Below are 17,574 nucleotides of genomic sequence, written 5' to 3'. Positions count from 1 at the left end.
CAATATAAATAGTCAAATGGCGAATATTGGCAGAATTACCCAGGTTATCGGTCCGGTAGTGGACGTTAGCTTTGCAGGTGAAAACGCAAAACTTCCAAACATCCTCGATGCGCTTGAGGTAATTAAAGAAAACGGTCAACGTATCGTGCTGGAAGTTCAGCAGCACCTTGGTGAGGATCGTGTACGTACCATTGCGATGGACTCAAGCGAAGGCCTTACCCGTGGTGCTCAGGTAAATGACTTGGGAGGCCCTATTACGATGCCGACTGGCAATTCTATTAATGGTCGTCTGTTCAACGTGATCGGCGAAGCGATTGATGGTATTCCTCAGCCCGTTACTACGACGCGCCTGCCGATTCACCGTGCTGCGCCTCGTTTCGAAGACCTGGCAACGTCATCCGAAATCCTTTATACTGGTATCAAGGTAATTGACCTTTTGGCCCCTTATGTAAAGGGTGGTAAAATTGGTCTGTTCGGTGGTGCAGGTGTAGGCAAAACGGTATTGATCATGGAGCTGGTAAACAACATTGCCAAGGCCTATTCTGGTCTGTCAGTGTTTGCCGGTGTAGGTGAGCGTACCCGCGAAGGAAATGACTTGCTTCGTGAATTCCTTGAGTCAGACATCATCCGTTACGGCGAAGAGTTTAAGCACTCTATGGAAGCTGGCGGATGGGACCTTACGAAAGTAGACATGGCTGAACTGGAGAAGTCTCAGGCGACGCTTGTGTTCGGTCAGATGAACGAGCCTCCTGGGGCCCGTGCACGTGTGGCTCTGTCTGGTCTTACTATCGCGGAAAACTTCCGTGACGGCGACGGTACAGGTGCCGGCCGTGACATCCTGTTCTTCATCGACAACATCTTCCGCTTTACGCAGGCGGGCTCTGAGGTGTCGGCCCTTCTTGGTCGTATGCCATCAGCGGTAGGTTACCAGCCAACGCTGGCAACAGAGATGGGTGCCATGCAGGAGCGTATCACGTCAACTAAGCGTGGTTCCATTACATCTGTACAGGCCGTTTACGTACCTGCGGATGACTTGACTGACCCGGCTCCAGCGACAACGTTTGCTCACTTGGACGCCACAACCGTACTTTCCCGTAAGATTGCCGAGCTAGGTATCTACCCTGCGGTGGATCCACTGGACTCTACTTCACGTATCCTTTCTGCTGACGTACTGGGTGAAGACCACTACGGTACAGCACAGCGCGTGAAAGAGATCCTGCAGCGTTACAAAGAACTTCAGGACATCATCGCCATCTTGGGTATGGACGAACTTTCTGAAGAAGATAAGCAGGTGGTACACAGAGCGCGCCGTGTGCAGCGTTTCCTGTCTCAGCCTTTCCACGTAGCAGAGCAGTTCACTGGCCTTGCTGGTGTGCTTGTAGACATCAAAGACACTATCCGTGGCTTCAACGAGATCATGGACGGTAAGTACGATCACCTGCCTGAGGCAGCCTTCAACCTGGTTGGTACCATTGAGGACGCTGTAGCGAAAGGTGAGAAGATGATGTCCGAAGCAACAAAATAATTTGAATTAGTTATGAGTCTCGAGTTCTGAGTCACGAGTTGTTATCAACCTGACTCAGAACTCAGGACTCAGAACTCAGAACTAATAAGAATGTATTTAGAGATAATCACACCTGACAAAAAGGTATACGCCGGTGAGGTAGAAGCTGCACAGTTTCCGGGTGCAAACGGCTCGTTTGAGGTCCTGAACTCGCACGCTCCCCTTATCAGTACTTTGGAAAACGGCAGAATCCGTATCACTACCAAGCAAGGACAGGAGTTCTTTACCGTGGATGGTGGTGTGGTGGAAGTGCTGAACAATAAGATCATCGTACTGGCTGAGTCCGTTACGGAGTAGTACAGCATTAGCTAAAACATCAAAAATCCCCTTTCGCTTGATAAGAGCGGAAGGGGATTTTTGGTTTAAGGGATTGAGCAGGTATGTTATGAGTGGGGTGTCAGTCTAAGCTTAAAGCTGAGCTGGAGTCGGATCACAGCTTATCCTTAGCGCCAGCCTCCACTTGTTTCAGATAGGCGATCGCTTCATCAGAGAAGACGAATGGCTTGGCTTTATCCTTCTTAGCTGCTTTATTGTACAGGAAAATGAACTGGAAAGGATCATCAATGTTGGCAATAAGTTTCTTTCTTAAGCCATTGCGTTCTACCACATCAGCCATGTAGAATCCGGGGATGTGCCCGCTCATGCCAATTACCTGCTGTTTTATCTCTTTGCTATTGTAGGTTTTGGTGCCTGCTGCTATTTCGCGTATGGCTTCGTCGACTTTGGGTAGCTGCTTTTCACCATGTTCTAAAAGGTAACCTCCGAACCGCATGTCCTCAGGCACACTTTCTGCCATTGTGTAGCGCTTGTCGATCAGGTCCGGGGAACCCTCGTTTAACAACAATTGCAGCATAAATACGAGGCTTTCATCCTTTTCCGCCACTACATACCGCTTCTGTTTTCTGACAAGGTGGTGAAGTTCGTGTCCTCCTAGTATTCCAAATTTCTCTCTGTCGTATACATAGCTCCCCCATAGCGTAAGAATTACATTTCCCTGGGTAGCCACGGCATCGTTCCCCATGGCATTGAAATAGAGTGTAGCTTCGGGTTTCGTGTGGCGCAGGCGTTTTGGCAGCAACGAATGCGTCTCTGCGTAGAGCGAGGCAAGGTATGCCTTCCGGTCGGTGATTATCTTTTGCAGATACTCTTGCAACTGCGGCTCGTTGGCTTTGTAGAAATGAAAAAGATAGGTGTTGTAATGTTGACGCGGATTCTTCAGTCGCTCTTGCAATAGGCTATCGTGTTGCGGCATGTACACCACTTCCAAGTCTTTGCGAAGTCGGTTGAGGTAGTTCTGTGAGTAGCCCTGGTTTTGGATATATTGCCTGTTGCCTTCTTGGTTGAGGAAGCTTTCCCATAGCTTGTCGCTAACGGGCCTGCCTTTACGGAGGCTGTCGGTCATTTCGAAGTAGCGGGTTGCCGCAGTAGCATCAATAGTTTGTGCCTGTATAAGTTGGCACGATACCATGATGACAAGAAAGGTAAAGAGTGTTTTCATGTATGATTCAGTTTAGGGTTTAAAATACAGGTAACGATCAGCTAATAGTAAACAGACTCCCATACACAGAGAAGCCTGTCTAAATTATCCTATTCAAAAGAGCACTATAATCACTAAATCTACACAATATAATCTTTTCCTTCTTAACTTGAAGGCTAGATTTATTCTCTGTTTTTATGCCGCAGATCCATCCTAAAACCACGCCTATCTACCAGACCTCAGTCTTTACTTTCGAAGACCTGAACGACCTGGAGCTATACTTTGAGCAGCCAACGCAGCAATACATGTACACCCGCTACGGCAACCCCAATTCTGATGAGTTGGCTGAGGAGGTGAACAGGCTGGAGGGCGGTGCAGGGGCTGTGGCCACTTCGTCGGGCATGTCGGCTATACTCACGGCCGTGCTGACCTTTTGCCAGTCAGGTGACCACCTGCTGTGTGCAGAGGAAATCTATGGCGGCTCAGCAGCTTTGCTATCGCAGGAACTGACCCGGATGGGGATAGCCGTGACCTATGTGCCCAGCGACAGCCTCTATACCTTAGTTGATTTTGTGCAGCCGAATACCAAGCTGCTGCTGGCCGAGACCATGAGCAATCCGCTGCTGCAAGTGGTGGACCTGAAGCGACTGGCCGCCGAAACGAAGCGCACAGGTATAAAACTGGTGGTGGACAATACCTTTGCTACGCCTATTATTACCAAACCACTCAGTCTGGGCGCCGACATGGTTATCCATAGCGTAACAAAGTACCTTTCGGGACACAGCGACGTAACGGCAGGCGTTGTTGTGGCGGGCACGGCAGAAGACAGTGAGCGCAGCAAGCAGATCATGCGGACCTACGGACTCAACCTGAGCCCCTTTGAAAGCTGGCTGGCTGCCCGTGGCCTGAAGACTCTGAAATTGCGCATGCGGCAGCACTGCGCCAATGCCATGGCGGTGGCGGAGTTTTTGGAGCAGCACCCAAACGTGAAACAGGTATGGTATCCGGGGCTGGCGCAACATCCGCAGCACGAATTGGCTAATGGGCAAGGGGGCGGTATGTTTGGCGGGATGCTTTCGTTCCGGCTAAAGGATGATGAACTGAAGACGGTTAATGCGTTTATGCAGGCACTGCAGCATATCCCGTTTGCGCCTTCCCTGGCTGGCGTGAGCACCTCTATTTCGCACCCGTTGCGCACCTCGCACCGTAGTTTGAGCCCTGAGCAGCAACAAAAGCTCGGCATCTCGCTTGGGGTTATCCGTTTGTCGGTAGGTATAGAAGACACCGAGGAACTGCTGCAAGACTTAGGGCAGGCCCTGGACAAGGTATAGAAACCAGTAAGGTATAAGCTGTCAGGTCAAAGCATTTCGGAGGACCTGCACTACTTTTCTAAGCTCTTCTTCCGTCAGGCTGCTTCCGGATGGCAGGCACAAACCTCGCTCGACAAGCCCCTTGCTGAGGCCATCGCCGTAGTAAGGACTGTTTTGAAACAAAGGCTGCAGGTGTAAGGGTTTCCATAGCGGCCCCGCCTCAATGTTGTGTTCCTCTAAGGCAGCAATGATCTCCTTGGGTGATTTGCTTTGTTCGGGATCGAGTAAGACAGTGGTCAGCCAACGGTTCGAGAAGCAGTTTTTGGGTTCAGGTATAAATTGCAGCCCTGTGTCGCTTAGGTGGTCTTTGTAAAAGTTGTAAACCTCCCGACGCTCCTTGATTCTTTTCTCCAGCACTTCGATCTGGCCCCGGCCTATACCTGCGCTAATGTTGCTAAGGCGGTAATTGTAACTGATCTGTTCGTGAGCGTCATACAGGGTAGGGTACTGGGCCTCCGTGGACAGATATAGTGCCCGCTCCGCCAGTGCTGCGTCCTCTGTAATAAGTGCGCCGCCACCCGAAGTTGTGATAATCTTGTTGCCGCCAAAGGAGAAGGTGCCCATTTTGCCAAACGTACCTACCTGGTGCCCGCCGTAACGTGAGCCCAGCGCCTCGGCGGCGTCTTCTACCACCAGTATACCGTATTGCTCCGCCACTTGCAGGAGCTCGTTTAGTCTGGCAGGCATACCATAGAGATGCACCACCACTATACAGGCTGGTTTATGGCCAGTCTCAAGTCTCGCTTTGATAGCCTGCTCCAGCGTTTCCGGGCACATGTTCCAGGTATTGGCCTCGCTTTCCACAAATACAGGTATAGCGCCCAGGTATAGAATGGGGTTAACGCTGGCCACGGGGGCAAAGGTAGGGCAGAGCACCTCATCGCCAGGTTTTATGTCCAGCAAGCGCAGGGCCAGGTGCAGCGCGGCTGTGCCGGTGTTCAAAACCACGGCATGGCGGGCGTTGGTGTGTTGGCAGATATCGTGCTCCAGGCCAGGCAGGTTGGGGCCTGAGGTGGACACCCAGTTATCATCCAGCGCTTTCTGCACATAGTTTTTTTCATGTCCTCCCAAGTGGGGGGCTGACATAAATATTCTGCCGGGCCTGTAGTTCATTTGTTTCCGAAGTTAAAGAAGAGGAAATGGCTATATTAAAATTATTACTTATGCCACGTCGTTTTGGTTTTTTAAAATAGGCTTCTATTAGCCGGAACGCTTCGCATGGTGATGGTAGTACTTCTTCTTGCTAAATAAAACACGCTTTTGAGTACCTTGCAGTCCAAAACCTATACCTATGCTTGATTTTCCGAATGCCAAGATAAACATCGGCCTGCTGGTGACCGAGAAGCGGCCTGACGGGTTTCATAACCTGGAGTCCTGTTTCTACCCGGTGCAGTGGTGCGACGCCCTGGAGATTCTGCCGGCCGAAAAGCTGGAGTTCACGATGAGCGGGTTGCCTGTGCCCGGCAATCCGGACAGCAACCTTTGCCTGAAAGCGTATCATTTGTTGCAGCAGGAGTTTCAATTGCCTCCGGTGCACATGCATCTGCACAAGGTGATTCCGATGGGCGCGGGCTTGGGTGGTGGTTCTTCGGATGCGGCCTTTGCGCTGAAGGAGCTCAACAGCCTGTTCGAACTAAATTTAAGCGATGACAAGTTGGAAGGTTACGCTCGCCAACTCGGGAGCGACTGTGCTTTCTTTATTCGGAACAAACCGGTGATTGCGGTAGAGAAGGGCGATGTGTTCAAGCCCGTTGCGCTGGACCTGAAAGGCTATACCTGTGTGTTGGTCTACCCAGGTATCCACATCACAACAGCCGAGGCATACGGGAACATCATGCCCCAAAAGCCAAGCTGTGACATCGAAATGTTTCTGAAACAGGATATCAAGGTATGGAAAGACGTGTTGAAGAACGATTTTGAAACGGCCTTGTTTCCGAAATACCCCGAATTGGCGGCAATCAAAGAGAGGCTATACGCAGCAGGTGCCACTTATGCTTCCATGACTGGTTCCGGCTCGGCTGTCTACGGTCTGTTTAAAGAGGAAGGCTCATCAAACCTTATCTTCCCCGACCATTACCTTCTCTGGAAAGGCCTGCTTTAGTCTATTGCGCCGCTCTGAGTAACTGTCGAGTATCGGGTGGATGAACACGCTGAGGAGGATGATCACGGCTCCGATGTAGAAATGCATGGTCATCTGCTCGTTTTCGTTGAAGATGAGCCAGGCCAGCAGAATGCCGTAGACCGGCTCCATGTTCACAGTAAGGTTCATAGTATAGGCCGTGATCTTCTGCATCAACCGCACTGATGCGGTATAGGCGTATACCGTGCAGACCAAGGCCAGTACCAACAGGTATACCCAGTCCATGCCGTTCATAGCGAAGTTCAGTGTGTTGTCTGCTGCAAACAGGTCGGCGTAAAGCGGGAAGAAGAGCGCTGTACCGATGCAGGCACCTGCCATTTCGTAAGCGGTGATGGTGGTAGAGGGGTGTTGCTTGGCCAGGCGGGCGTTGATGATCGTGAAGACAGCGCCCAATAAGGCAGATCCGACAGCCATGCCGATGCCCAGCATATTGTTGAATTTCGTTTCGGCCTGAAAGATAATGTAAAGCCCCATCAGAATGAGCAAAGCCAGCAGAATCTCATGCACCTTGATTTTTTTGCTGGTGAAAGCCGGTTCCAGCAGTGCCGTCCACAGGCTACAGGTAGCCATACCCACCAGGCACAGCGAAACAGAGGATATCCGCGCCGAGGCGAAAAACAAAATCCAATGCGCCGAGATCATCAACCCAACGCCCATTATCTTGAACAGATTGGCCTGGCCCAGCCAGAAGGGCGTACCCCGCTTATAAATGATGGCGCCCAGTGCCAGCGCCGCGATCAAGGTGCGCAAAAACACCAGCTCTACTGCCGGAATCGTGATCAGTTTGCCCAGTATGGCGGTAAAGCCCCACAAAAAAACGATGAAGTGGAGCTCAATGAAATCCTTAAGACGCGGCATTAGCGTGGAATATAACGATAAAGCAAGAAACCTATACCTGTAAAGATGATACTCGGCACCCAGGCCGCAATATGCGGCGGCAGGTCGCCTACCTGTGCCAGACTACGGCTGGTGATCACAAAGATGATGAACACAAAGGCCAGGAAGAAACCCAGCGCAATCTGGAAGCCAACGCCACCACGGGCTTTTCGGGCGCTCACAATCACGCCGATCACCGTCAGGATGATAATGGCAAAAGGATAGCTGTATCGCTCATACTTCTCGATAAGGTAGGTTTCAATGTCGTCAGCACCACGGTCTATCTTTTCGTTGATGAAGCGGTTGAGCTCAGGTAGCGTCATAGTTTGCTCCAGCTTGTAGGTGCTCTCGAAGTCCTTGGGCAACATGTTGAGCGTGGTGTCCAGTGCCTCGCCATGGTATAGCGTTTCTTTCTCCCCGTCGAATGTGCGCAAGGTATAGCGGTCCACATGCCACTTCTGAATGTCCGGATTCCAGGTGACGCTGCTTGCCGTGAGTTTCTGGCTCAGGTTTGTCCCCTTAATCTGCTCAATGGCGAAGTTATACCCTACGTGCGCTGTATTGTTGTAGCTCTCCATATACACATAGGTATCCGGGGCTATTTTCATGTGGATGTTGCGGCTGTCGTAAGTAAAAGGGCTTTTCACATACTTCACCTGGAAGGCCACGCTTTGCTTGTTGGCGTTCGGGATCACCCATCCGATCAAGCCAAAAATCAGGACACCAATAATCGAAGCACCTATCAGGTAGGGAACCAGGAAGCGCTTAAAGCTAACCCCACCGCTCAATATGGCAACGATCTCGGTATGTGAGGCCATCTTGGCCGTAACGAATACAGTGGCGATGAACACCGTGATCGGGCTCAGCATGTTGGCGTAGAACGGGATCAGGTGGATGTAGTAGTCGAAGATGATCTCCGAAATGGCCACATTGTGCTTGATGAAGTCATCGTTCTTTTCCGTGAAGTCAATCACCAGAATCACCGACACCATAATCAGCACCGTGAACACATAGGTGGTCAGGAACTTCTTCAGTATGTATTTATCGAGTAGCTTCAACGCTGCGCTTCTTTAGTTAAAAAGTTAAAAAGTTTAAAAGTTAGAAAGTTAAAATTCAAAAGTTGATTTCTATTAGCGTATATGATCTATACCCTTAGAATAAACAACTTCTAAACTTTCTAACTTATTAACTTTCTAACTACAATCGTACCATCAGTTTTTTCACCATCACGTCTTTCCAGTCGCGGAAAGTGCCTGCGATGATGTGTTGTCGTGCCTGCTTCACCAGCCACAGGTAGAAGGTCAGGTTGTGCACGCTGGCAATCTGGCCGGCCAGGTATTCGCCGCTGTGTATCAGGTGGCGTAGGTAAGCCTTGCTGTAGAACGTGCTCACATAGCCGCCTAGTTCCGCATCGATCGGGCTGTGGTCAGTAGACCACTTCTGGTTGCGGATGTTGATGATGCCCTGCGTCGTGAACAGCATGCCGTTGCGGGCGTTGCGGGTAGGTAGCACGCAGTCAAACATGTCCACACCCAACGCTATGTTTTCGAGTATGTTGGCCGGCGTACCTACGCCCATCAGGTAGCGCGGCTTGTCGGCTGGCAGGATGTCGCACACAATCTCGGTCATCTCATACATCATCTCGGCAGGCTCCCCCACCGACAGACCGCCAATAGCGTTGCCTTCTCGGCCAAAGCTAGCGATGGTCTCAGCCGACTGCACTCTCAGATCTTTGTAGGTGCTGCCTTGCACGATTGGGAAGAGCGTCTGGTCGTAGCCATACCTGGGTTCAGTGTTGTCGAAACGGTCGACGCAGCGCTGTAGCCAACGGTGCGTGCGTTCCATCGAGTGCTTGGCGTAGGTATAGTCGCAAGGGTAGGGGGTGCATTCGTCAAACGCCATGATGATGTCGGCACCGATGGTGCGCTGCGTATCCATCACATTCTCAGGCGTGAAGTTGAGCGTAGAGCCGTCGATGTGCGACTTGAACTTGACGCCCTCCTCCTTAATCTTTCGGGTACCCGCCAATGAGAACACCTGATAGCCGCCACTGTCGGTCAAAATTGGTCGGTCCCAGCCGTTGAACTTGTGCAAGCCACCGGCCTGCTCCAATATGTTGAGGCCAGGGCGCAGGTATAGGTGGTAAGTGTTGCCGAGTATGATCTCCGCCTTAATGTCATCCTTGAGCTCGCGCTGGTGAACTGCCTTCACGGTGCCAGCTGTGCCAACAGGCATGAAGATCGGGGTTTCGATGGCGCCGTGTGCCGTCTGCACTACCCCTGCACGGGCCTTCGACTGAATATCTTTTGCTACTAATGAAAATTGCATAGTCTGTGATGGTCAGCGCTGTATGCCGCAAGAAGCACGCCGACACTTTGGGCGGTTCATAAGCCGCCGTCTTTGCTAAATGGTTTCCTGAATAATCTGCAAAGATACAAAGTGCGGGCCCACAAAACATAAACAATTATTAAATCGTGCAGATGTTCGCAAATGGCTTAATTATATCTATTTTTGATTGTCAAAGGTGCATGTCGCTAACAGGCGGTCCCGGGTGTCGACCCGCACGGCAAGTTAACGATCCAACAATCAACGATTAAAAGAATTTGATTCCACTTATACTCCTGGCAGTGCTGGCATGCTGCGTGTTGGTACAGCTGTATTACGCTTTCTTCTACTTTCTGCCCCTGAGCAGGTATAAGGACCCGGAGCCGGATACCCGCCGACCGGTTTCTGTGATTGTGGCGGCACATAACGAGCTCGACAACCTGATTGAGCTGCTGCCGATGCTGCTCGACCAGCAATACCCTGAGTTTGAGATTGTACTGGTCAATGACCGCTCAGACGATGACACAGAATTCTACGTGTACGAACTGGAGCGGCAGTTTCCGAACTTCAGGGTGGTGACCATCAAGAAGACACCGGAGTACCTCAATCCAAAAAAATACGCCCTCGCTTTGGGTATACGGGCGGCCCGTTACGAACATATGCTGTTCACAGATGCAGACTGCCGACCGTGCAGCCCTTTGTGGATCGAAAAAATGCAGAGTGGCTATGCCGCTGGGGTTGATTTGGTTATCGGTTATTCGCCCTACACCAAATGGAAGGGTTTTTTAAATCATCTTATCAGATATGAAACCTTAGTGACCGCAATTCAGTATTTGTCTCATGCAAACAAGGGATACGCTTACATGGGCGTGGGGCGAAACTTATCTTATACCAAGTCTTGTTTCTTTAGAAACAAAGGGTTTGCATCTCATATCAAAACTACTGGCGGCGACGATGACCTTTTTGTTCGCGATGCCGTCAACAATAGTAAAGCAAGCATTGTTATCAGCAAGGAAGGGCAAACGGTCAGCATTCCTAAAAAGACGTTTCGGGAGTGGCTAGTGCAGAAAAGAAGGCACATGGCCGCTGGCAGGCAGTACAATGCGGCAGACAAAGGGAGGATAGGGGCTTTTATTTCATCCAATATTCTTTTCTACTTACTGGTTATTATTCTTCTTGTTCTGAATAGTCATTTGACTATATTGGCTGCGCTTATCGCATTAAGGTATCTGGTAGTCTTCCCGGTATACCTGAAGGTGGCGCAACGACTCGATGAGAAAGTATCCTTACCGCTATTGCCGCTGCTCGATATTGCCTATTTTTTTAGTTACCTGCTCCTTGGGGTATCTGTTGTAATGAACAAACAAATCAGATGGAAGTAAACAAACAATTCTCCGCAAAAGCGAAGCACGATTTCAAGCTGATTCAGGCGGCTGTCGAGGAAAACGACGAGAAAGCTTATGCTGAGTTGATGAGTATCTATAAGAAGCCGGTATACCACGTGGTGCTCAAAATGGTGCGTAACGCTGACGATGCCGAGGACTTAACAATAGAGGCTTTTGCCAAAGCTTTTCGCAACCTGCACAAGTTCAACCCAGAGTACGCCTTTAGTACCTGGCTGTTCCGCATCGCGACCAACAACTGTATCGACTTCATCCGTAAGAACAGAATCAAGACCATGAGCATCGACTCGGCCATTAAGATAGACAATGGCGACGAGATCACGATCGACTTCAAGGACAAGAACCTGAACCCGCAGGAAGAGGCGATTAAGAATCAGAAGATCGAAATCATGCAGTACGTGGTGGCTAAGCTGCCCGAAAAGTACCAGCGCCTGGTAACGCTCCGTTATTTCAACGAGCTGTCATACGAAGAGATCGCCACTGAACTGAACGCTCCGCTCGGCACCGTAAAAGCCCAGCTACACCGCGCCCGCGAGTTGCTCTATGACATGGTGAAGAACAAGAAGCACTTGATTTAATGGTCGAATGGCTAAACTGTTAAATTGTTGATCAATTAAGAGGGATATCGTTCTGCGAACCAACAATTAAACAATGCAGCCATTTAACCATTGAGAAAAAAATATTGATTACGTTTTTAGAGCCCTTGTCGCCTTGTGCGTCAGGGGCTTTAATTTTGGGTGTGTTTCCATACTTATTTTATATTTTTGCAGTGCCTTTTGCTGTCATGAGGCGGTAAAAAGAACAGAAGCTATACCTTGCCAACACCAATCATGCGAAGCCTGAGCGAAGCCATACTGCTAGGAATGGGCCGGCTGCACCTATACCTGCGCTACAAAGGTGAGGAGGAAGCCCGGCAGGCGCTCCAGCGTAAGTATGAAGGCCAGTACCGTAACGCCGGCTTGGTGCTCCTGTTCGACATCTTGATGGCCCTCGCCGTTGTAGTCGCAGTGGCTATTTTGGCAGGTATGCTATACCTTGTGACAAGTTAGAAAGGGATGAGTTTGAAAGTTAAAAAGTGACTTAACACTGCCTTACACTTTTCAACTTTCTAAGCCCCTAACTTTCTAACTTCTAAACTTTCTAACTTCTAAACTGAAACTATGTCCATCTCCATCCGCACCTTGTTGTCAGGTTATTTTCCTGAGCTCACCGAAGACCAACTTCAAAAGTATGAGCGCATGGCTGAGCTGTACGAAGAGTGGAATGAGAAAATAAACGTGATCTCGCGCAAAGACATGGACCACATCGGGGTGCATCATATCCTGCACTCGCTGGGCATAGCCAAAGTAATTCAGTTTCCGGCCAATGCCCATGTGTTGGATGTGGGGACTGGCGGTGGTCTTCCGGGGTTGCCTTTGGCGGTCATGTTCCCGGATGTGAAGTTTCACCTGGTGGACTCTATCGGCAAGAAAATACACGTTGTGCAGGAGATCGCCCGCGAACTGCATTTGCAAAACGTGACAGCCACGCAAACAAGAGCCGAGCAGGTACGCGAGAAGTTTGACTTTGTGGTGAGCCGCGCCGTTACAAGGCTGGCCAATTTCTACCCTTGGGTGATGAACAGTTTCAAGAAAGATAAAATAGCCAGCAAGGGCATTTACTACCTCAAAGGCGGCGACCTGCAGGAAGAACTGGCCGAGTCAGGCCTGATCACCAAAACCTATGAATTGAAAGACTACTTCACAGAGGAGTTTTTTGAGACGAAAAAGGTGGTTGTCGTTCCAATGCCTTAATGGAATAGCTATATGGTTTAATGGTTAAATTGCTGAATGGTTTTTGTCGAACCAACAATTTGACAGTTAAGCCATTTAACAATTAAACTACTCCCCGTCCAGCAGAAACCGCACCGCCCGGGCTTCGGAGTAGTAGATATTGTTCCGGAGATCTTCAGCAAAACCCACGTGGCCACCATCTTCCGGGATTTCCAGGTAGAAAAACGGGTTAAGCTCTGCCTCTTCCAGTGGGTAGCAGCTTTCCGACAAAAACGGATCGTTCATGGCATTCACCAGCAGGGTAGGAACCTTGATGTTTTTCAGAAATTGCCTGCTGCTCACACGTCTGTAGTAATCGTCGGCGCTCTTGAAGCCATGTAGCGGCGCTGTATACTTGTCGTCAAACTCGGGGAAAGACCAAAAGAGGCTATAATCGCTCAGGTCCAACTCATCCGGGTACATCTCCTTTTTTTGTTCCAGCTTTTGGCCCAATGTTCTGAGGAATCGTTGGGTATACAGCCTGGAAATGCGCTGCGCAGAGCCTTTCAGATCAACCGGTACCGAGAAGACCGAGGCCCGCTTCACTTCTGATGGCACCTGATCGGGTGCCTCTCCCAGGTATTTGAGACTGATGTTTCCGCCGGCACTAAAGCCAATCAGGTATACGGTTTCATAATCGCCTGTGCCGAGCGCATGGCGTACCACAAAATCAAGGTCGTCGGAAGCCCCCAGGTGGTAGGAGCGGAGCAGTTTGTTGGGTTCGCCGCTACAGCTGCGGTAGTTCCAGGCCAGCGCATCCACGCCACGCTCATTGAGCACCTTCACCATACCCATAATGTAGGGTCGGTGCGAGTCGCCCTCCAGCCCATGCGAAAGGATGGCAAGCGACCTGGACTTAACGCGGGACCAGTCGATGTCAATGAAGTCGTCATCGGGTGTGATCAGCCGTTCGCGGTGGTACGCCACACCTTCCACCTGCCTGAACAGGCCTGGCACAATGGTTTGTATATGCCCGTTGAATAGGTAGAAAGGGGATTTGTGCAGGGACGGAAGAATGGGCATAACACTTTGGGCTACGTGATGCGGATGTTATTTTGTACGGAAGCAGCAAAATTACGACCTTCCACAGTTTATCGCTATATCGGATCGGTGGTTTTGCCGTATTCGTCTTTATAAACTAACACATCCATAGACTATGAAGTTTTATAAAAGCATAAAAACATTGGCGTTGGTTGGTCTGATGGCAGCCTTTGTGATGGCTTGCTCCTCAGATACCCGGCACAGTGCCAACAAGGAATTCGAAGAATTCTCGACCTGGGTAGACACCACAAGCAAGCGGGCTGAGACCGCCACCGAGGAGGAGTGGAACGAAATGCAGGCAGAGTATAACCGCCGTGCTAAAGAACTTGAGAAGAGAAGCGCTGACTGGGACGACAAATCCAAAGCCGAGTGGGAAGAAGTGCAAACCCGCTGGCAAGAAACAATGGGTAAAACCGAAACCCGTTTCAGGGCAACGGAAGTTGAGCTGGATCCGGAAACTGAGGTTGACCAGAACTAAATACCAAGGCATTGGAGGTAGAAGGCATAGCCATGTCAGCTCTAGCACAGTGAGAATATACAAAAAACAATATAGTATTATATGCTTTGCTTGGAATATTAATATTCTTGTTTAAATAGTTAGCGTATAAAGCAATATTATCAACGATAATAGAAAGATGAACATAAAATCGAATTTGAAAATGATGGGTATGGCACTGACAGTCAGTGCTTTTTCCTTTGCTTGTAACACAGAAACCCGCACTGAGACCAACAGAGAAATTGATGAGGCGCAAGTTGAAATGAATGAGACTGGCGTAGAGGCTGAAAGAGAATACACCGAATTCTCTGCTTGGGTTGACGACCAGTCATCACGTGCAGAGACGGCAACAGAAGCCGAATGGCGTGAGATGAAAGCCGAGTACAAACGTCGTGAGGCGGAGTTGGATGCCAAGAGCGATACCTGGGATGAAGATGCCAAAAAAGGTTGGCAAGACGTGAAGTCCCGTTGGAACCGTACCGAAGACAAGGTGCAGAAGCGTCTTGGTGGTATTGATGTAGACGTAGATGTAAAAAGAAAGAACTAAGATTAGTTCTTGATACGATGATTAAGCCTGGGGCTGCAGCGAGTTTGCTGTGGACTCAGGTTTTTTTTATGGCCCCACCAACCTTTTCGAGGAAGCACCGGCTGCCGAGATTAAGAACGAGATTGGCTGTGCAGCAGGTTTAGGCTGTTCTTTAAGCAAGGATTTAGTGGATACTACTTTTTGCTTAGATATCCTTTATCTCAGGATAGGTCCAAAATAGGAAAAGGAGAGGGGCCCTAAGAAGAAAAGGATGCGAACCGTTGTATATGCGGCTGAATAAGTGTAATATTGAAACACCTTAGGCCAAGTACCTGCGGCGAAATTCTATCAGCACAGCAGCAAATACCGAGTAAAGCTATTTTTATAGCGAGCAGGCTTTGGAATTTAATTGTAAAGGATATACCTTTGCAAACTCATTTAAGATACGCAACGAAATATTTAATTAGTATACAATAACATGGCTAATCACAAGTCGGCATTAAAGAGAATCAGATCGAACAACGCGAAACGTCTTCGTAACAAATACCAGGCGAAAACTACTCGTACTTTCATCAAGAAGCTGAAAGGCACTACTGACCAGGCTGAGGCGCAAGAACTGTTCAAGACAGTTTCTTCAATGCTTGACCGTCTGGCAAAGAAAAACATCATCCACAAAAACAAAGCGGCTAACAACAAGTCGAAGCTGGCTAAGCACATCAACAGCCTGGCTGCAGCTTAATTTTTGCTGGATTACCGATTCCGAAGCCTTACACATGCGTGTAAGGCTTTTTGTGTTTTCTGTCGGTGTAGCTAATTATATGCTTATTGTTTGATGGTCTTTTAAAGGAAGCAGGAGATCTGAAATTGCCAGTTCCAGGTATAGCATGGCATTATCTGTGGTGATTCACTTCAGCTAAAGATCCTGACCCATCCAAATAGGGAGTACTGCTGCCGCGGCTTTAGAAACTGGTTACAAACACTGTTGTAGCGCTGCCACTATATTGGCAGCATAGGTTGGGTTAAGCACCTTAGCAGGTATAGGTATAGCACAAAATAAGAAATCCCTGAAGCGAGTCATCAGCTTCAGGGATTTCTTATTACAGATAACTAGAATCTTAAGCGATACTCAGCTTGATCATGTTTGTGCGCTTCTGCTCATAGATTGGCATACTGGCCGTGTTAATAAACACGTCCCCCTTATTGAGATAACCGGCCTTCAACAGCATTTGCTTGATATCGTTGATCGTGGCGTCTGTAGATTCAAACTTGTCATAGTAGAAGCCGCGCACACCCCACACCAGGTTGAGGGTTGTGAGCAGGCGCTCATTCTCCGTGAAGATAAAAATGTCAGCGCGGGTGCGGTGCTTGGCCAATTGGAAGGCCGTATACCCAGACTTGGTCATGCCGATCACAGCGCGGGCGTTCGTGTCGCGGGCCAGGTAGCAGGCGTTAGCCACGAGGCTGTCGTTAAAGAACGTGTCAGAATGAGGGTTCAGGATGTAGTTCTTGTTGAATATCTCCGCCTGGCTTTCAACCTCGCTGATAGTTAAGTTCATAGAGCGGATCGTCTCCACAGGGTAGGCGCCTACAGCCGTCTCAGCACTAAGCATGAGGGTGTCTGCACCATCTATCACGGCATTGGCCACATCATTGGTCTCAGCACGGGTCGGCTTCGGGTTCACGATCATGCTCTCCATCATCTGCGTAGCGATGATCACCGGCTTGGCACACTTGTTACACTTCTCTACGATCATCTTCTGAAGCATCGGCACACGCTCCATACCTGTTTCAACACCCAGGTCGCCGCGTGCAACCATCAAGGCGTCAGAAGCCGCTATAATGGCGTCGATGTTCTTAATGGCTTCCGGCTTTTCGATCTTGGCTATCACACGGGTGTCCTTGCCACGCTCCTTGATAATACGCTTAATCTCCAGCACGTCCTCCACGCGGCGCACAAATGAGAGGGCTACCCATTCCAGGTCGTGGTCAAGTCCAAAGTGCAGGTCCTTCAGGTCTTTCTCTGTCAGGGAGGGGGCAGATACAGCCGAGTCAGGCAGGTTGATACCTTTTCGGGGCTTCACAACACCGCCATACTTCACTTCTGCTTCCACTACGCAGTCTTTGTCTGTGGTAAGCACCTTGAGTTCCAGCTTGCCGTCATCCAGCAGAATGGTGTCACCAGGGCTTACATCCTTCGCCAATGCGGTATAGCTGGTGCCCAGGTGGTTATGGTTACTCACAGAGCCATCGCAGCGGAACACCACTTTCTGTCCTTCTTTTATCTCTACACCACCGTTCTCAACTTCCCCAACCCTGATCTTAGGTCCCTGAAGGTCTTGCACGATGCAGATATTGGTATTGAAGCGGCGGTTTATCTCACGTATATGCTCAATTACTTGTAAGTGTTCCTCGTGCTCACCGTGCGAAAAGTTCAGACGGAAAGCATCTACGCCTTCCTGCACCAGGGCCAGGAGACGCTCGAAAGTGTTACTGGCGGGACCAACGGTAGCCAGCACTTTGGTTTTGTTGAAGAGTATCTTCATAA

The 17,574-nt window shown here is 49.7% G+C and carries 18 protein-coding genes; 11 read left to right on the top strand and 7 right to left on the bottom strand.

The window, feature by feature from the left end; all coding sequences use genetic code 11:
• The first annotated feature begins 16 nt into the window (after positions 1-16).
• Both atpD and atpC read left to right on the top strand, forming a co-directional pair.
• Positions 17-1,525 carry a F0F1 ATP synthase subunit beta gene (atpD, locus tag H9Q13_RS12250; RefSeq protein ID WP_191184095.1) on the top strand — a complete coding sequence of 503 codons (1,509 nt, stop codon included), beginning with the start codon at positions 17-19 and terminating at the stop codon, positions 1,523-1,525.
• Positions 1,526-1,615: 90 nt separating this feature from the next.
• The gene (gene atpC / locus H9Q13_RS12245; RefSeq protein WP_191184094.1) at positions 1,616-1,861 is read left to right on the top strand and encodes an ATP synthase F1 subunit epsilon; all 246 of its coding nucleotides are present in this window, start codon (positions 1,616-1,618) and stop codon (positions 1,859-1,861) included.
• 133 nt (positions 1,862-1,994) lie between these two features.
• Here the strand turns inward: atpC and H9Q13_RS12240 are convergent, their stop codons facing one another.
• Complete coding sequence (locus tag H9Q13_RS12240) at positions 1,995-3,062, bottom strand: DUF5700 domain-containing putative Zn-dependent protease (RefSeq protein ID WP_191184093.1); 1,068 nt, start codon at positions 3,060-3,062, stop codon at positions 1,995-1,997.
• 176 nt (positions 3,063-3,238) lie between these two features.
• Between H9Q13_RS12240 and H9Q13_RS12235 the strand changes: the two genes are divergently transcribed.
• Complete coding sequence (locus H9Q13_RS12235) at positions 3,239-4,372, top strand: trans-sulfuration enzyme family protein (protein WP_191184092.1); 1,134 nt, start codon at positions 3,239-3,241, stop codon at positions 4,370-4,372.
• Positions 4,373-4,393: 21 nt separating this feature from the next.
• On the opposite strand, the gene H9Q13_RS12230 is transcribed toward H9Q13_RS12235, so the two are convergent.
• The gene (locus H9Q13_RS12230) at positions 4,394-5,524 is read right to left on the bottom strand and encodes a DegT/DnrJ/EryC1/StrS family aminotransferase (RefSeq protein WP_191184091.1); all 1,131 of its coding nucleotides are present in this window, start codon (positions 5,522-5,524) and stop codon (positions 4,394-4,396) included.
• Positions 5,525-5,702: 178 nt separating this feature from the next.
• Here H9Q13_RS12230 and ispE point away from each other — a divergent pair, with 178 nt between their 5' ends.
• Positions 5,703-6,512 (top strand): 4-(cytidine 5'-diphospho)-2-C-methyl-D-erythritol kinase, encoded by an 810-nt coding sequence (gene ispE / locus H9Q13_RS12225; RefSeq protein ID WP_191184090.1) that lies wholly within the window; start codon positions 5,703-5,705, stop codon positions 6,510-6,512.
• Here the strand turns inward: ispE and H9Q13_RS12220 are convergent.
• From H9Q13_RS12220 to tgt, 3 genes are all read right to left on the bottom strand, one after another.
• Positions 6,462-7,409, bottom strand: coding sequence for a DMT family transporter (locus H9Q13_RS12220; protein ID WP_191184089.1), 948 nt, complete (start codon positions 7,407-7,409; stop codon positions 6,462-6,464). The genes ispE and H9Q13_RS12220 overlap by 51 nt on opposite strands.
• Positions 7,409-8,485 (bottom strand): LptF/LptG family permease, encoded by a 1,077-nt coding sequence (locus H9Q13_RS12215; RefSeq protein WP_191184088.1) that lies wholly within the window; start codon positions 8,483-8,485, stop codon positions 7,409-7,411. The genes H9Q13_RS12220 and H9Q13_RS12215 overlap by 1 nt, the downstream gene beginning before the upstream one ends.
• A gap of 139 nt (positions 8,486-8,624) precedes the next feature.
• Positions 8,625-9,755, bottom strand: coding sequence for a tRNA guanosine(34) transglycosylase Tgt (gene tgt / locus H9Q13_RS12210; protein WP_191184087.1), 1,131 nt, complete (start codon positions 9,753-9,755; stop codon positions 8,625-8,627).
• A gap of 275 nt (positions 9,756-10,030) precedes the next feature.
• Here tgt and H9Q13_RS12205 point away from each other — a divergent pair, with 275 nt between their 5' ends.
• The 4 genes from H9Q13_RS12205 (at position 10,031) to rsmG (ending at position 12,948) form a co-directional block, all read left to right on the top strand.
• Positions 10,031-11,134 (top strand): glycosyltransferase, encoded by a 1,104-nt coding sequence (locus tag H9Q13_RS12205; RefSeq protein ID WP_191184086.1) that lies wholly within the window; start codon positions 10,031-10,033, stop codon positions 11,132-11,134.
• Positions 11,125-11,733, top strand: a complete 609-nt coding sequence (locus tag H9Q13_RS12200; RefSeq protein ID WP_007659731.1) for an RNA polymerase sigma factor — start codon at positions 11,125-11,127, stop codon at positions 11,731-11,733. The genes H9Q13_RS12205 and H9Q13_RS12200 overlap by 10 nt, the downstream gene beginning before the upstream one ends.
• Before the next feature lie 237 nt (positions 11,734-11,970).
• Positions 11,971-12,204, top strand: coding sequence for a hypothetical protein (locus H9Q13_RS12195; protein WP_224744254.1), 234 nt, complete (start codon positions 11,971-11,973; stop codon positions 12,202-12,204).
• 111 nt (positions 12,205-12,315) lie between these two features.
• On the top strand, positions 12,316-12,948 hold the full coding sequence (rsmG, locus tag H9Q13_RS12190; protein WP_191184085.1) for a 16S rRNA (guanine(527)-N(7))-methyltransferase RsmG: 633 nt from the start codon (positions 12,316-12,318) through the stop codon (positions 12,946-12,948).
• Between the two features lie 87 nt (positions 12,949-13,035).
• On the opposite strand, the gene H9Q13_RS12185 is transcribed toward rsmG, so the two are convergent.
• Entirely contained in the window at positions 13,036-13,989 is a 954-nt protein-coding gene (locus H9Q13_RS12185) for a YheT family hydrolase (protein ID WP_191184084.1), read from the bottom strand.
• 133 nt (positions 13,990-14,122) lie between these two features.
• On the opposite strand from H9Q13_RS12185, the gene H9Q13_RS12180 reads away from it, so the two are divergent.
• From H9Q13_RS12180 to rpsT, 3 genes are all read left to right on the top strand, one after another.
• Positions 14,123-14,485 (top strand): hypothetical protein, encoded by a 363-nt coding sequence (locus tag H9Q13_RS12180; RefSeq protein ID WP_191184083.1) that lies wholly within the window; start codon positions 14,123-14,125, stop codon positions 14,483-14,485.
• 280 nt (positions 14,486-14,765) lie between these two features.
• Complete coding sequence (locus H9Q13_RS12175; RefSeq protein WP_224744253.1) at positions 14,766-15,050, top strand: hypothetical protein; 285 nt, start codon at positions 14,766-14,768, stop codon at positions 15,048-15,050.
• Positions 15,051-15,507: 457 nt separating this feature from the next.
• Positions 15,508-15,768 carry a 30S ribosomal protein S20 gene (gene rpsT / locus H9Q13_RS12170; protein WP_191184081.1) on the top strand — a complete coding sequence of 87 codons (261 nt, stop codon included), beginning with the start codon at positions 15,508-15,510 and terminating at the stop codon, positions 15,766-15,768.
• Between the two features lie 376 nt (positions 15,769-16,144).
• Here rpsT and pyk read toward each other — a convergent pair whose 3' ends face one another.
• Entirely contained in the window at positions 16,145-17,572 is a 1,428-nt protein-coding gene (gene pyk, locus H9Q13_RS12165; RefSeq protein ID WP_191184080.1) for a pyruvate kinase, read from the bottom strand.
• Positions 17,573-17,574: the final 2 nt, after the last annotated feature.

Origin of the sequence: Pontibacter aquaedesilientis (assembly GCF_014773225.1) — a bacterium.
Taxonomy (GTDB): Bacteria; Bacteroidota; Bacteroidia; order Cytophagales; family Hymenobacteraceae; genus Pontibacter; species Pontibacter aquaedesilientis.
This window is presented reverse-complemented; position numbering and strand designations above follow the sequence as displayed.

Coding starts and splice junctions, on each gene's coding strand:
- atpD (WP_191184095.1), top strand. CDS start 17: ATGGCGAATATTGGCAGAATTACCCAGGTTATCGGTCCGGTAGTGGAC.
- atpC (WP_191184094.1), top strand. CDS start 1,616: ATGTATTTAGAGATAATCACACCTGACAAAAAGGTATACGCCGGTGAG.
- H9Q13_RS12240 (WP_191184093.1), bottom strand. CDS start 3,062: ATGAAAACACTCTTTACCTTTCTTGTCATCATGGTATCGTGCCAACTT.
- H9Q13_RS12235 (WP_191184092.1), top strand. CDS start 3,239: ATGCCGCAGATCCATCCTAAAACCACGCCTATCTACCAGACCTCAGTC.
- H9Q13_RS12230 (WP_191184091.1), bottom strand. CDS start 5,524: ATGAACTACAGGCCCGGCAGAATATTTATGTCAGCCCCCCACTTGGGA.
- ispE (WP_191184090.1), top strand. CDS start 5,703: ATGCTTGATTTTCCGAATGCCAAGATAAACATCGGCCTGCTGGTGACC.
- H9Q13_RS12220 (WP_191184089.1), bottom strand. CDS start 7,409: ATGCCGCGTCTTAAGGATTTCATTGAGCTCCACTTCATCGTTTTTTTG.
- tgt (WP_191184087.1), bottom strand. CDS start 9,755: ATGCAATTTTCATTAGTAGCAAAAGATATTCAGTCGAAGGCCCGTGCA.
- H9Q13_RS12200 (WP_007659731.1), top strand. CDS start 11,125: ATGGAAGTAAACAAACAATTCTCCGCAAAAGCGAAGCACGATTTCAAG.
- rsmG (WP_191184085.1), top strand. CDS start 12,316: ATGTCCATCTCCATCCGCACCTTGTTGTCAGGTTATTTTCCTGAGCTC.
- H9Q13_RS12185 (WP_191184084.1), bottom strand. CDS start 13,989: ATGCCCATTCTTCCGTCCCTGCACAAATCCCCTTTCTACCTATTCAAC.
- H9Q13_RS12180 (WP_191184083.1), top strand. CDS start 14,123: ATGAAGTTTTATAAAAGCATAAAAACATTGGCGTTGGTTGGTCTGATG.
- H9Q13_RS12175 (WP_224744253.1), top strand. CDS start 14,766: ATGAATGAGACTGGCGTAGAGGCTGAAAGAGAATACACCGAATTCTCT.
- rpsT (WP_191184081.1), top strand. CDS start 15,508: ATGGCTAATCACAAGTCGGCATTAAAGAGAATCAGATCGAACAACGCG.
- pyk (WP_191184080.1), bottom strand. CDS start 17,572: ATGAAGATACTCTTCAACAAAACCAAAGTGCTGGCTACCGTTGGTCCC.